This window comes from Aquimarina sp. MMG015 (assembly GCF_018100855.1).
GTDB lineage: Bacteria > Bacteroidota > Bacteroidia > Flavobacteriales > Flavobacteriaceae > Aquimarina > Aquimarina latercula.
On record NZ_JAGJEB010000012.1, the window covers coordinates 53,779 to 67,263 of the forward strand.

Below are 13,485 nucleotides of genomic sequence, written 5' to 3' on the forward strand. Positions count from 1 at the left end.
GTTGTTTTTTTCTAAATCCTATTTGACTTTTTAATATAGCTCATGTCTAAGATTTGACAGAGCTTTCCAATAATGAAATTCTAATAAATTAATAATTGTTGAATCCTATTTGATTTAAAAGGGTTTGACCAAAATAAATAATAATGCAAAATAAAGGACTTGTTAGAGTGTTTGCGATTTTATTTGGATTGGTATGTATTTACCAATTATCGTTTACGTACTTAACATACACAAAAGAAAAAGAAGCTGAAGCTTATGCCTTAGCTAAACATCCAGAAGCAGATGCCTCTGCATTAAGAGATACAGCAGAAAAAACGTATTTAGATTCTATTGGTAAGGATCCAATTTTTGCAAATTTTAGTTATAACGATGCTAAGTCAAAAGAACTAAATAAAGGTCTTGACCTTAAAGGAGGAATTAATGTAATTCTTCAGATTTCTGTTAGAGATATCTTAGAAGGATTGGCCAATAATTCTAAAAATCCTGCTTTTATCCAGGCGTTAGATGCTGCCGATCAGACTCAGAAAAATAGTCAGAATACATATGTTGAAGATTTCTTTATAGAGTTTGAAAAAATACCGGATGCTCAGTTAGCTTCTCCGGATATTTTTGCGAATAAAAATTTAAGTGATGATATCACTTTTGATATGTCTAACGACATTGTAGAGCCAGTTTTAAAAAGAAAAATTGACGAGTCAGTAACTTCAGCATTCGAAGTACTTCGTAAGCGTATTGATAAGTTTGGGGTTACACAACCTAATATCCAACGTTTAGGAGAGTCAGGGCGTATTTTAGTAGAGTTGCCAGGAGCTAAAGATGTAGATCGTGTAAAAAAGCTTTTACAGAGTACTGCACAATTAGAATTTTGGGATGTAGAAAATGCTCAAGAGCTTGGTATTTTCTTAAGCAGAATGAATGAGAAACTTAAGAAAGAATTAGAAGCCAAAGATGGTGTAGAAGTTAAAGAAGAAGTAACTGATGAGGTTACGGAATCAGAAAAAGTATTAGATACTGTTCAGACAGATACAACTAAAACGGATGCAGATGCTGAAATAGAAAAATTATTAGCAGATTCAGAAGATTCTACAGATGTAGAAACACAGGTAAATCCAATAAACGATTTAATCGGTCCTCCTTCAGTTGGAGGAGCATTGATCTCAGTTGCAATTAAGGATGTAGAGCAATTTGATGAGTATTTAAATAGAAAAGACATTAGAGCTTTATTACCTCAAGCTTTGAGGTACACAAAATTTGCTTGGAGTAAACCTGAGAAAGAAGGCGAGAGAGTAGATTTATATGCATTAAAAGGAAACCGTGATAGTACTCCAGAATTAAGTGGAGGAGTAATTACGGATGCTGCACAAACTTATGATCAGGTTAATAATGTAATAGTAACCATGCAGATGGATGGTAAAGGAGCTAAGAAATGGGAAGAAATGACAGGAAGGGCTTCGCAAACCAGAGGTCAGATTGCTATCGTTTTAGATAATATAGTATATTCTGCACCGGGTGTTTCTAAAGGACCAATTTCTGGAGGTAGAAGTGAAATTTCTGGAGACTTTACTGTTGAAGAAGGACAAGATTTAGCAAATGTATTGAGAGCTGGTAAATTACCAGCTTCTGCAGATATTATTGAGAGTGCAATAGTAGGACCGTCTTTAGGACAAGAGGCTATTGATAGTGGAGTGATGTCATTTGGTATTGCATTGGTGTTGATTTTAATCTGGATGATTTTTTACTATGGTAAGGCTGGAGCTTTTGCTGATGTTGCTTTGGTAGTAAATATTCTATTTATTTTTGGAGTACTAGCTGGATTAAAAGCTGTATTGACATTACCTGGTATTGCGGGTATTGTATTAACGATTGGTATGTCTGTGGATGCGAACGTACTTATCTTTGAAAGGATTAAAGAAGAACTTGCAAAAGGGAAATCTCAAGTAGATGCAATTAAAGACGGTTTTAATAATGCATTGTCATCTATATTAGATGCAAACATTACAACAGGTCTAACAGGTTTAATTCTTTTGTTCTTTGGTACAGGTCCAATTAAGGGATTTGCAACAACTTTGTTAATTGGTATTCTTACATCTTTATTTACTGCAATCTTTATTACAAGATTATTTATTGATGGATATGGTAAAAATGGTAAAGAACTAGCATTTTCTACTGCGGCTACTAAGAATTTATTTAAGAATATAAATATCAATTTCCTTGCAAAAAGAAAGATTGCATATGTGATTTCGGGTATTATCGTAGTAGCTGGTCTTGTATCACTATTTACTCCAGGACAAGGATTAGATGAAGGTGTAGATTTTGTTGGAGGAAGAACCTATACTGTTCGTTTTGCTCAGGATGTAGTGCCTACAGATGTAGAAAAGGATTTGGTAGCTGTTTTTGGTAGTGCGCAAGCAAAAACCTTAGGTGCTAATAATCAATTAAAGATTACAACAAAATATAAGGTAGATGAAACAGGTGAAGAAGTAGATTCTGAAATCTCTAATTCTTTATTTACTGCTTTAAAACCTTATTTGACAGATGGTATGACTTATGCGGAATTCTCTAATGGAGATGAAGATAAGCAAGTGGGTATTATGTCTTCTAGAAAGGTAGGACCAACTATTGCAGATGATATTCAGCAAGCAGCATTTGTTTCGGTTATCGGATCTTTAATTGTAGTATTCTTGTATATCTTATTTAGATTTAGAAGATGGCAGTTTAGTTTAGGTGCAGTAGCAGCAGTATTTCATGATGTTTTAGTTGTATTAGGTGTATTCTCAATTACTTGGAAATTTATGCCATTTAATATGGAAATTGATCAAGCCTTTATTGCAGCCATATTAACGGTTGTAGGGTACTCTCTGAATGATACGGTGGTTGTGTTTGATAGAATCCGTGAATATTTTGCGGAACACACAGGTTGGTCATTAGACAAGAATATTAATGGAGCATTAAATAGTACATTAAGTCGTACATTAAATACTTCGTTAACTACTTTATTAGTATTGATAGCAATCTTTATTTTTGCTGAACCATTAAGAGGGTTTATGTTCTCATTAATTATTGGTGTATTAGTAGGTACGTATTCTTCATTATTCATTGCAACTCCTGTAATGTATGATACGGTGAAGAAAGTAGGTTTAAAAGAAAAGAAGAAGACTGAAGAGTAAGTTTTCTATAAATTTTGAAAAAAAAGAGTTGTGTCCTTTGTTGGATGCAACTCTTTTTTTGTTTGAATTTTCCCTAATGATAGGTTACGGTTTTATGAATCTTTGTCTTTTTGTTAACACTATATCGTTTGCGTAATAATGGAGTAAGAAATTATTTTTTTTAATTACCTACATTTGAAAATATCACTATTAAATAGTTAATTTTTTGACTAATTGATAGTTTAAGAGTGTGATGTAAAAATAGCAGCTATCCACTTTTTAGTATTATGTAGTTATACATAATCGAAAGTTTTAGTTGTTCATTTTTTTGAACATATAATGACGCTGAAGTATCTATAGGTAGTTTGCAAATACAAGATCTGGGAAAATTTTCTTTGCAGGGGTTAGTTGTCGTTGGAATATATAAATGTTGTTTTACAACATAACACTATTATATATTTAACACACAAGATTCATGAAAAACACTAACTTATTTTTGGTATTGCTATTTGTCTATTCGGGGATAGTAGCACAACAAGTCCACACTTCTTATTTGTGGCATATGCAACAGCCCAATTATTGGCCTGAGAAAAGTAAAGAAAATCCTAACCGCTATCAGACTGTTCTAGAGTCTCATAATCTAAAAACTTCTGGTGACTCCTGGAATATTTATGATGATGGAATAAGTCATCCATTAAATAATTTGGAGGAAATTTTTGGGAAATATGATCGTGTAAAAGCATATCAGTATGGACCAAAGAACTCTGTTCAAACATTGTTGGGATTACCAAATGGTGGTGCGCAGGTTAATTATTCTGGTTGCTTGATAGAAAATGTAAATAGCCTAGGAAATGCTGGAGTTTGGGGTTATAGCCAGGGCTGGGAAAATAATTTTATAGAAGCTAAAAACTGGAAAACATCTGGTGGACAGCCTAGGATGGATCTAACGGGATTTACGTTTCATCATGCATTAGCAACATTAATAAGTGAACGTGCTTTAAGAATGGAATTGAAAACGCATAAATTAATAATGACTGAAACTTTTGGAGGAGAGTATTCTAAAGGTTTTTGGCCAGCAGAATGTTCTTTTTCCGAAAGGATCATAAAGGTTTTGGTAGAAGAGGGTTTTCAATGGTCTGTTGTAGCTAATAGCCATTTATCACGTACTTTAAACGATTACCCATTGGATTATGGAACTTCTGGGGTTAATATTGACCCACCTAATGCTGCGGATAAAGTAGCTACCAATGGACAGAATTGGTGGAAAGGTCAAATAGACGGGAGAGGAGGAACTTTTGCCGCTCCATATTGTTATCAAGCACACAAAGCGCAATATATTGATCCAGAAACTGGTCAAGCATATAAAATGGATGTTGTACCGATGGCAGATTTATTGAGTTATCAGAACGGATTTAGTTCTATGGGAACAGGGGAAATAGATGCTAATATTGCTCCTTTTAGTAACGCAAGTCAGCCATCGATTGTATTGCTTGCTCATGATGGAGATAATGCTTGGGGTGGTGGAGATAGTTATTACCAAGAGTCTGTTCCTGGATTTGCTAATGAAGCTGCTTCTAAAGGATATGATCCCACTACAATACAACAATTCTTAAACTCTTACCCAGTTCCAGAAAGTGATATTGTGAGAGTAGAAGATGGATCTTGGGTAAATGCTGCTAATGATTGGGGACACCCTCAATTTATTAATTGGTTATGGCCTTTGTATGATACCACAGATTATACGTTTAATCCGGATGGATGGACTGAGGATGCTAGAAATTGGGCGGTAATAACTGCTGCAGAAAACTATGTTTTAACTGCAGAGGACAATAGTGGAGGTGTTGATCTTGCAAAAGTTATTGACCCTTCTTTCGGGGCTTCCAATGCGGAAAAAGCTTGGCATTTTTTCTTACCATCTTTAACTAGTGGTTATATGTATTATGGAAAAGCAATTGATATGGAGGTTAAGCAGACGCTAGCGGGTAATATTGCAATAGAACATGCGAAAGCAGAAATTGGAGACGCCCCAGAACAAGACAATACTCCGCCATCTGTGTTTATTCCACAACGTTTTCCGTATAATCCTGGAGGTAAAGGGTTTGGGCCTATTTATGCATATCAAGAAGTTCAGAATACTTCTGATTTTCATGTTTGGACATTTGCACATGATGTAAATGGTCTGGCTTCAGTAGAGTTAAAATATAGAACAGATAATGATGGCGTAAATCCTATTTCTGATAATGTGAATGACGTATATTCAACTAGTGAAGGTGTGAGTTCTTGGAATAGTATCTCTATGATACAGAAAGAATTTCCAAAAGGTAATGTAACACAAGATCCAGAAATTGATTTATTTATAGAACCAACAGCTATTGCAGATTTATGTTATGCAGAGATTAAAGGCCTCTTTAATGTATTGGTAGATTATTATGTAGAAGCTGTGGATACCAAGGGGAATGTGTTTAAGACCCCTATTCAACATGTATATGTTGGAGAATTTAATAGTAGTGATCAGGTAACTCTAACTGTAACCCCTGATTCTGGAAATTATGATGATACGATTGAAGTAGTGTTAGAAGCTTCAACAACATCTGTTAATGATGGGGTTGTTGTTTATTATACTATAGATGGATCAGATCCTGATCAATCAAGTACTGAATATTCGAATTCATTCGATATTGGTAATGCTGATAGTGAACCAATCATCTTAAAAGCAATAGCATTTGATGAAGATGGAAATTCTTCCGAAGTAATCACTAGGAATTATACATTTGGTGACCTGCCTTCTTATAGTATTCACTTTAAGAACACTTCTAATTGGAGTCAGGTTTATGTATACGCTTTTGATAAAAATAATAATGCAGCATTACCCGGTTGGAATTGGCCAGGTAAATTAATGACTAAAGAACAAGATTCGCCTTGGTACATTACAACCATAGCGGAGTCAGTAGAGGTTGGTCTTGTTTTTACAAATGGAAATGGAGAACAGTCAGATGATCAATTTAGAAATGTAGATGGTTGGTATGTGTATTCAGAAAATATTTGGTATGATCAATGCCCTTCGGATTGTCCGGGAGTTTTAGGATTGCCTGAATTGTCAGTTACTCCATTAGGAGGATCTTATGAAGGAAGCGTTTCGGTAAATTTATCGACTACCAATCAAGGAGTAATTTATTATACCATAGATGGATCAGAACCTTCGGATTCTAGTTCTTTATATCAAAATGAATTGATTTTTACAGAAGATACTACATTAAGGGCTATTGCTTACAATAGTAGCGGTCAGTCATCGATTATTTCTGAAGATTATAATATCACCGAGGCTCAATCATTTACTGTTTATTATCGAAATATGTCTAACTGGAATGATGTATATGTGTATTTATTTGATAAAAATACAAATCAACCATTACCTGGTTGGAATTGGCCAGGTAGATCAATGGATAGAGAACAATCCTCACAGTGGTACTCATTTTTGATCGAAGAAAATGCTGACATAGGTATTGTGTTTAATAACAACAACAATGGAGGGCAATCATATGATTTGATGAGAGAAGTAGATGGATGGTATGATTCATCTACTAATCAATGGTATGATCAGTGTCCAACAGCTTGTCCTGGAGATGTTTCTGATGATGAATTGACAATTCATTTTAATAATAACAATACCAATTGGAATTCTGTAACATTATATTACTGGGAAACAACTCCCACATCTTTGACTACTTCTTGGCCTGGTGTCCAAATGACGGATATAGATGGAGATGGATGGTATGAGTATACATTATCTGGGGTAACATGTGCAAAAGTTATTTTTAGTATAAATGGAGAACAACAAACAGGAGATTTAGAAATATGCGGTGAAGGATGGTATGATAATGGTTGGGTAAATGAGCCTTTAAATAAAGAACCAGAAAAAAATGCGGTAAGGATTTCTTCACCTTATCCTAATCCTTTTAAAGATGAGATTAACTTTAATATATCGGGAGAGGATAGGTCTCTTAGTGTTACGATTAGAGATGTAAAAGGAGGATTGTATTATTCTGATGTGATATCAAGTAAAAATGGAGTGATATCAATACCTCTTAATGTGACAAAAGGAATATATTTTGTGAAATTCAGTGGTAAAACTATTAATAAGGTTGTGAAGATTATTAAATAATTTTTCCGATTTATCCCTGGGTAAAACCCTTGAAAAGAATAATCTTTCAAGGGTTTTTATTTGACTCAGATAAGTTTAGTTTCTTTTAAAGGATATAGAATCACCAATTTTTAAATTCCATTGATCAGATAACCCACTGTTTATTTCTAAAATATATTTAGCAGGTTTTCCAGAAGGAAGAGATGTTTCGTCTAATGGCTTTGCATCTTTTTGAAAACTCACGATTTTATATTGATCATCAATGTAGATAATATCTAAAGGGATCAATGTATTTTTCATATAAAAACTTTGTAGTTTAAACTTCTCCTGAATAAATAACATACCTCTTTTTTCTTCCATAGTTTTACGATACATCAGTCCCGTTTCTCTTTCATAATCGTTATCCGCGATTTCTATGCCTAACGAAACAATTTGACTTGGGATTGAATCTTGTAAGTTATAAATAGATAGTTCTCCTTCTTTTGTGAATTTTATCTCTTCTGTGACTATTTTTTTATCGGTTTCTTTTTTGCAAGAGAAAATAAATAAACTGAAAACCAGTATTACTGACACAAATATGTTTTTTTTCATTAGTATTTTCTTTTTGTTGGTCCAATATGAGTTAAGATCTGTTTAAGAACGAAAAGTAACGGTTTTCTTTGTGAAACACAATTTCTAAAAGAAACAAATCTTTGTTAAAAAAAAGCCGCACTTCACAAATTCGAAGCACGACTTTTCTCAACTAACTAACCAGCATTTTTGTTTGTTATTTTAAAAAATAGTTATGTGGTTTATATAAAAAAAATTAAACTCCATCATTCCCCCAATCAATTTTTCTAGATACCATCATAATGGTTCCCAGTATTAAAAACAATCCAATACTACCTACTAATAATGCGTAATCTTCTAACTGAATAATTACAAATATAAAGGCGTACAGAGCAGTCAAAGATGCTGATATCATGGCCATAAACTTAAAACTTCTAAGAATTGCTTTAGTATATACAGAAATTAATACTATTACGGAGATACCAGCAATTAGATAAGCATATAAAAAGCTTGAGTGTTCGGAGATTGATATCAGTAAAGTATAAAACATGGTCAGTGCTAACCCTATCATTAAGTATTGGAATGGATGAATATTTATCTTGCTAATAGTTTGGATTAAAAAGAAGACTAAGAAGGTAAGTGCTATAACTAAATATCCATATTTGGCAGTCCTTTCACTCTTTTGATAATCATCTACAGGGACAATAAATTTTACTCCAAAGGCAGATGAATTAATATGTGGTAACTCTCCAAAAAACTCTTGTTCGAATTCTCTGTTCACCTGTAATACTTTCCAGTTAGCTTTAAAACCTTTCTCGGTAATTGATTTAGTTTTTGGATCTGGTAAATAGTTTCCATCAAATTTTGGAGAAGCCCAATCAGAAGTTATACTTACATTAGTTTCTTTACCTACCGGGATGAATTTTAGTTGATTACTTCCGTTGATGATAAGATCTAGGTTAAAGTTAATTGCTTTTTCTTTTGGCCATGAGTTTTCGTTTAGAAATTTAGTTTCTAACGTATTGGTGTATGAATCTTTTGAGTATTTTGATTGGAGTAAGTAATTTTCTGTACCGAGTTTTAATTGGAGATTACTTTTTATTCCTTTTAGATTTGTAGAGTTAAGAATAATAGTAGACTTATCCCATAAAATATCTTCTTCTGGAATATCTTGAGTATCAAAAGATGGTATTGTAAATGATCCTTTAATCTTCATGTCAGAAGTGTATACTGGAGATTTGTAAATACCTCTTTTTAGTGTGTCAGATGTAACGTTTGCTTTGATATCTAATAAATTAGGAAAGAAGAAAGCATGTCGAACCGTAATAATGTCTTCTTCAGTATATGATTTAGTTTTTTCATCCCATATTTTTTTGATATTATGAGTTTGATATGGAAGTTTTAGAATAGGTCCATAGAGCATTACTTGATTCCCCCATTTTTGGTTGATGTCACTTACTACCGTTTGTTCTTGTCTTATAGAACGTTCCTGTATTAGGCTTTTGATATAAGAAAGTGGAATCAATAGAACTAAAATTAATATGCCTACCATAAGCATACGAATGGTAATTGAGGTTTTTATCCATTGTCCAAAGGATTTTTTTGGTTTTTGATTTTCCATGACTGTTTAAATTTATAATGATTGTCTTTTTAGTTATTTTCTTTGTGATAATGTTGTATTAAGTGATAGGTGATGATTAAAAAACTACCAAAACCAATGGTAAATACCCAAGTATGTATATGTTCGATAGGTGATATTATTCGCCTAAATATGTCACCTAGAATATGTAATGGATTTTGAATGAGATCCCAACTATTCCATCGAAGTATACGTCCCATGTATATACCAAACCCACATAATAATAGGGTTAGATGTATGATGAAATTGGTGGCCTTATTAGAAAAGTGTTCCCGAAGTAGTCGCTGCATTGTTCGCAAAGAAGCAAATCCAATTATTAATCCGTTAATGGCAAAAGATAAGATGAGAAGCACATCGAACCATACAGAATGTAGAGAACTAAGTCTAATATGCTGTAAATCGGTTAGTATGTAAGGCGCGTTAGGTAAAAAAGCTAACCAGGCTATAAAACCTAATCCGAATAGAAATCTATTTTTGTGTATTCTGTCAAAACTAAGCACGGTTGTTATTCCGTATGGGATGCAGGCTAGAAATAAGTTCCAGATTAAAAATAGAAAGAAAACAGAATCTAATTTTGTAACTCTAATAATTAAAAGTGTTATGCTAAATGCTACGGCTATACTAAAACCTTTAATAAACGGGAGTTGTTTTTGTAAAGAATTCATTATAAAATAATAGTATGAAAAGGGTTATTGATAACGATTAAGAAGTATCCAATAGCAATAGGAATATTTAATAAGAAAACTAATACAGTGGTTAAGTTTTCCTTGTAACAGTGATAATTGATAACTGTATTTGCTAATAATCCTATAAAAGTTATTCCGTTAAGAACAACGGCAATTATAACATAAAATAGACCTATTGTGGTTATTTGTTCCCATGGAACAATTAGATGTAGTAATAAGAGTATCGTGCCTAAAAGAAAGCTAAAGGTTGCTATCATAAGGGCGTTTCGATTTGCTGATTGTGTTATTTGCATGGTGTAGATATTAAAAAAGTTGTTCTTATGGTGTCCAGTGATTGATCTAGTAATTTTTTGAAATCCAATTGATGAAATGAATAGGCATTACGCCCTTGTTTAAATGCATTTCTAAATACTTTAAACTTATCAGGATAGAGTAAGGTTCCTATGAAAATAACAGTATATAAGTATGTACTCTTTTTACCGTTACCAAGAAGGTAATACTGCATTGATATTTCCTCAGGAACTGTAATTCCAGTTTTTGTTAGTACGTGAAATACATCATGATTTTCTAATTTAGGCTGAGGTGTGAAATCATGTTGTAGCAAAAAGCTCCCTAAGTGAAATCCAAGACTTGTTTTAGGATATCTTAACAGTTGTGATATTGAAATGTCCCAAGGATCTTCTTTTTTGAACCATTTTTGATATGGAATTTTACTCCATTCATATAGTATTTCTAATAATATTGATCTCATTTTTAATTTTTAAAAGTACTTTGAAATTCAAAGTAAATAAATAAAAAAATATAGCTATTGCTTTAGTAATTTTTCAATAGCTTCTACATGTTTTTTAAAGGCATCACGCCCTTTTTTAGTGGCACTATATCGCGTGTTTGGTTTTTTTCCTATGAATGATTTCTCAACCAATATATATTCCGATTTTTCTAGCGCTTTGGTGTGACTAGCTAAATTTCCATCCGTTGCACCTAACAAGTCCTTTAGCATTTTAAAATCGGCATATTCATTAACCACCAATACGGACATAATACCTAGTCGTATTCGGTGATCAAATGCTTTATTTATGTTGCCAATAATACTGCTCATTTCTTAGCTTTTAAGCTTAAATTTTAAGTGTTTCGAAGAATTTTATCTATCGTGTTTTAAATAGATTAAACTACCATAGACAATATGCATTATCCCAAACCCTAGAACCCAAAACCAGAAACCATAATTTGGAAATACAGAACACACCAAACCTAATATAATTTCTGCATACCCCAAATATTTTACATTTCCAATAGTATATTTTGACGCATTTACTAAGGCTAATCCATAAAAAATTAGCATTAATGATCCAGTAAGGCCATAATGATGATTATAAACTTTGATGATAATAAAAATACCACCAGTAACCAATGGAATTAAAAAAGCAGTGAGTAATCTTTTGGAAGTTCCATTCCAAAGGGTTTCGTTATTTTGCTTAGCTTTTCTGTTGCTTAATATGATACCGGTTATAATGCTTAAAAGCGCTACTGCTACAAGGTCAATTAGAATATAGTTAAATATCTTTCCTTCGGCGATAACATAATCTATACCGCTGATACTAACAAGATAATAAGCAATTGCTGCACCTATGATTGCATATCCACCTGCTAATATTCCTGATAAACCACTAAGGGAGAAAAATCGTGATGATTTATTCATCATATCCTTGATCTCCGTAATATCTTTTAAATAATCTTCTGTGCTCATATTAAAAGTACTTTGAAATACAAAGTAAAATTAAAATATTGAAACTCACAAATTTTTTTGAACTTAATCCGGAATTAGTTTTTACGTTTAAATTGTGATTCTAAACTTCCTTTAACTTCTAAATCTTCTAATGCCTCTCCTACAACACCAGTAGCTATAAGGGTATTGTAGTTATTCCAGAAATTGCTATCATAGGAAAGCGGGTAGTTAAATAGGGCATTAGAAAAATTATTTTTAAATATTTCGTCATTAGTAAAAGAAGAAATTTTTTCAATATTAACCGCGCCAACTATTAATTCTGACTCTGTAGTTATTTTATAGTTTTCGAATAAATCACCTGTGTTTTCATACGAATTAATTGCTTTAATTCGCTTTAGATACCATGTGCTCTTATAGTCAGAGAATGTAACATAAACTTGATAGTTCTTTAGACTGGTAATGCGCGTAATAAATGCTTTTTTGCTACTTTTTTCTATAACTTCTGGAGTTTTTAGTTGGGCTGCGAATCGCTGGTTTAAAGTACTCTTTGCTTCGTTAGTAAGTTTATATTGATATGAAATAATTGCCTTGCTATCTTCTTCTATAGTCACTTCACCAATATAGGGAGTTTCAATATCAGAGAAATCTTTTGGCTTAAAAGAAATAATATAAACTAACTTATTATTATAAGTGCTCTTTCCATAAAGGGTGAAAAGATATTTGTTATTTATTTGAGAATCAAAGAAATCTTCTTTCCTTTTTACTTTATCTGCTCCAGTTAATCGAAGAGGACCTCCACCTATTTCATTATTTTCCAACCATTTTAGATTTAAAGTGTCGATAGATTTTAATTTCTTTGATTGTTCTAAAATTTTATAATCTTGTAGATTATTACTTTTTCTTAAGGCTATTATTTTGGCCTTGTCTCTGGTGTCAGCTACAAATTTTTGGGGCTCAGGAAAAGGAACTTGGTTAATATTATATTCTAGACGATTAAACTGCATGTAATTTGTCCTAGATAATAAATAATCAAAATTAGAATCATAAGCGGAGTAATGTATAAGGCTCGCAGCATCGGAGAATTTTGTGTAATTGTTATCTATTTTTGTTAATTCTCTGTAATATGCTTCTAGTTCAGTGGATTGCTGAGAGTAATTTTCTGGAATTAATGAAATAGCTTGATCAATCAGTTCTTTGTATTTGTTTTTTACCGTTACAACAATTTCATCTAATGAGGTAGAAACTGGATTTAGGTATACTTTTTTAGAAGTATCTTTTAATTTTTTTATTGATATACTACTGTTTTCATAACCTACAAAAGAAAATACAACTTTACGGGATTCATATTTTTTACTAATAGTTAACTCAAATTTTCCTTCTTCATTAGTTATAGTTCCTATTGATGTTCCGTCAATTAAAACATTCGTAAAAGGCAAAGGAGTTTTGGTACTCTTATCCAGAACAGTTGCTTCTATGGTATATGTTTCTTGTTTCTTTTTTTTTATCTGACTTTCAGCTAGTCCAGGTAATAAAAAAAGGAAAAAGAAGATTAATTGAATTGAGTTTTGAGGTTTCAATGTGATTAGATATCTTGGGGT

At 32.4% G+C, this 13,485-nt stretch carries 10 protein-coding genes; 2 read left to right on the plus strand and 8 right to left on the minus strand.

Annotated elements, in window-relative coordinates; genetic code table 11:
* Nucleotides 1-143: 143 nt before the first annotated feature.
* Entirely contained in the window at nucleotides 144-3,167 is a 3,024-nt protein-coding gene (secDF, locus tag J8L88_RS19480; protein ID WP_027393732.1) for a protein translocase subunit SecDF, read from the plus strand.
* Between the two features lie 454 nt (nucleotides 3,168-3,621).
* A complete protein-coding gene (locus J8L88_RS19485; RefSeq protein WP_211061617.1) occupies nucleotides 3,622-7,308 on the plus strand; it encodes a starch-binding protein in 3,687 nt (1,228 codons plus the stop codon).
* 75 nt (nucleotides 7,309-7,383) lie between these two features.
* Here the strand turns inward: J8L88_RS19485 and J8L88_RS19490 are convergent, their stop codons facing one another.
* The 8 genes from J8L88_RS19490 to J8L88_RS19525 all read right to left on the minus strand — a co-directional run bounded on the left by J8L88_RS19490 (nucleotide 7,384) and on the right by J8L88_RS19525 (nucleotide 13,464).
* Nucleotides 7,384-7,878 (minus strand): DUF192 domain-containing protein, encoded by a 495-nt coding sequence (locus tag J8L88_RS19490; protein WP_118389531.1) that lies wholly within the window; start codon nucleotides 7,876-7,878, stop codon nucleotides 7,384-7,386.
* A 214-nt stretch (nucleotides 7,879-8,092) separates the two neighbouring features.
* On the minus strand, nucleotides 8,093-9,457 hold the full coding sequence (gene creD / locus J8L88_RS19495) for a cell envelope integrity protein CreD (RefSeq protein WP_211061618.1): 1,365 nt from the start codon (nucleotides 9,455-9,457) through the stop codon (nucleotides 8,093-8,095).
* A 29-nt stretch (nucleotides 9,458-9,486) separates the two neighbouring features.
* Nucleotides 9,487-10,140 (minus strand): DUF1361 domain-containing protein, encoded by a 654-nt coding sequence (locus tag J8L88_RS19500; RefSeq protein ID WP_051336175.1) that lies wholly within the window; start codon nucleotides 10,138-10,140, stop codon nucleotides 9,487-9,489.
* Nucleotides 10,140-10,454, minus strand: coding sequence for a hypothetical protein (locus J8L88_RS19505; protein WP_027393736.1), 315 nt, complete (start codon nucleotides 10,452-10,454; stop codon nucleotides 10,140-10,142). The genes J8L88_RS19500 and J8L88_RS19505 overlap by 1 nt, the downstream gene beginning before the upstream one ends.
* Nucleotides 10,445-10,912 (minus strand): Coq4 family protein, encoded by a 468-nt coding sequence (locus J8L88_RS19510; RefSeq protein ID WP_118389535.1) that lies wholly within the window; start codon nucleotides 10,910-10,912, stop codon nucleotides 10,445-10,447. The genes J8L88_RS19505 and J8L88_RS19510 overlap by 10 nt, the downstream gene beginning before the upstream one ends.
* Before the next feature lie 54 nt (nucleotides 10,913-10,966).
* Nucleotides 10,967-11,260, minus strand: a complete 294-nt coding sequence (locus J8L88_RS19515; protein WP_118389537.1) for a transcriptional regulator — start codon at nucleotides 11,258-11,260, stop codon at nucleotides 10,967-10,969.
* Nucleotides 11,261-11,302: 42 nt separating this feature from the next.
* Complete coding sequence (locus tag J8L88_RS19520; protein WP_211061619.1) at nucleotides 11,303-11,908, minus strand: hypothetical protein; 606 nt, start codon at nucleotides 11,906-11,908, stop codon at nucleotides 11,303-11,305.
* A gap of 74 nt (nucleotides 11,909-11,982) precedes the next feature.
* The gene (locus J8L88_RS19525) at nucleotides 11,983-13,464 is read right to left on the minus strand and encodes a carboxypeptidase-like regulatory domain-containing protein (RefSeq protein ID WP_027393740.1); all 1,482 of its coding nucleotides are present in this window, start codon (nucleotides 13,462-13,464) and stop codon (nucleotides 11,983-11,985) included.
* Nucleotides 13,465-13,485: the final 21 nt, after the last annotated feature.

Bases quoted from the DNA above. Each gene is read 5' to 3' on its own strand.
- J8L88_RS19490 (WP_118389531.1), bottom strand. From the start codon at position 7,878: ATGAAAAAAAACATATTTGTGTCAGTAATACTGGTTTTCAGTTTATTT.
- J8L88_RS19510 (WP_118389535.1), bottom strand. From the start codon at position 10,912: ATGAGATCAATATTATTAGAAATACTATATGAATGGAGTAAAATTCCA.
- J8L88_RS19520 (WP_211061619.1), bottom strand. From the start codon at position 11,908: ATGAGCACAGAAGATTATTTAAAAGATATTACGGAGATCAAGGATATG.
- J8L88_RS19515 (WP_118389537.1), bottom strand. From the start codon at position 11,260: ATGAGCAGTATTATTGGCAACATAAATAAAGCATTTGATCACCGAATA.
- secDF (WP_027393732.1), top strand. From the start codon at position 144: ATGCAAAATAAAGGACTTGTTAGAGTGTTTGCGATTTTATTTGGATTG.
- creD (WP_211061618.1), bottom strand. From the start codon at position 9,457: ATGGAAAATCAAAAACCAAAAAAATCCTTTGGACAATGGATAAAAACC.
- J8L88_RS19485 (WP_211061617.1), top strand. From the start codon at position 3,622: ATGAAAAACACTAACTTATTTTTGGTATTGCTATTTGTCTATTCGGGG.
- J8L88_RS19500 (WP_051336175.1), bottom strand. From the start codon at position 10,140: ATGAATTCTTTACAAAAACAACTCCCGTTTATTAAAGGTTTTAGTATA.
- J8L88_RS19505 (WP_027393736.1), bottom strand. From the start codon at position 10,454: ATGCAAATAACACAATCAGCAAATCGAAACGCCCTTATGATAGCAACC.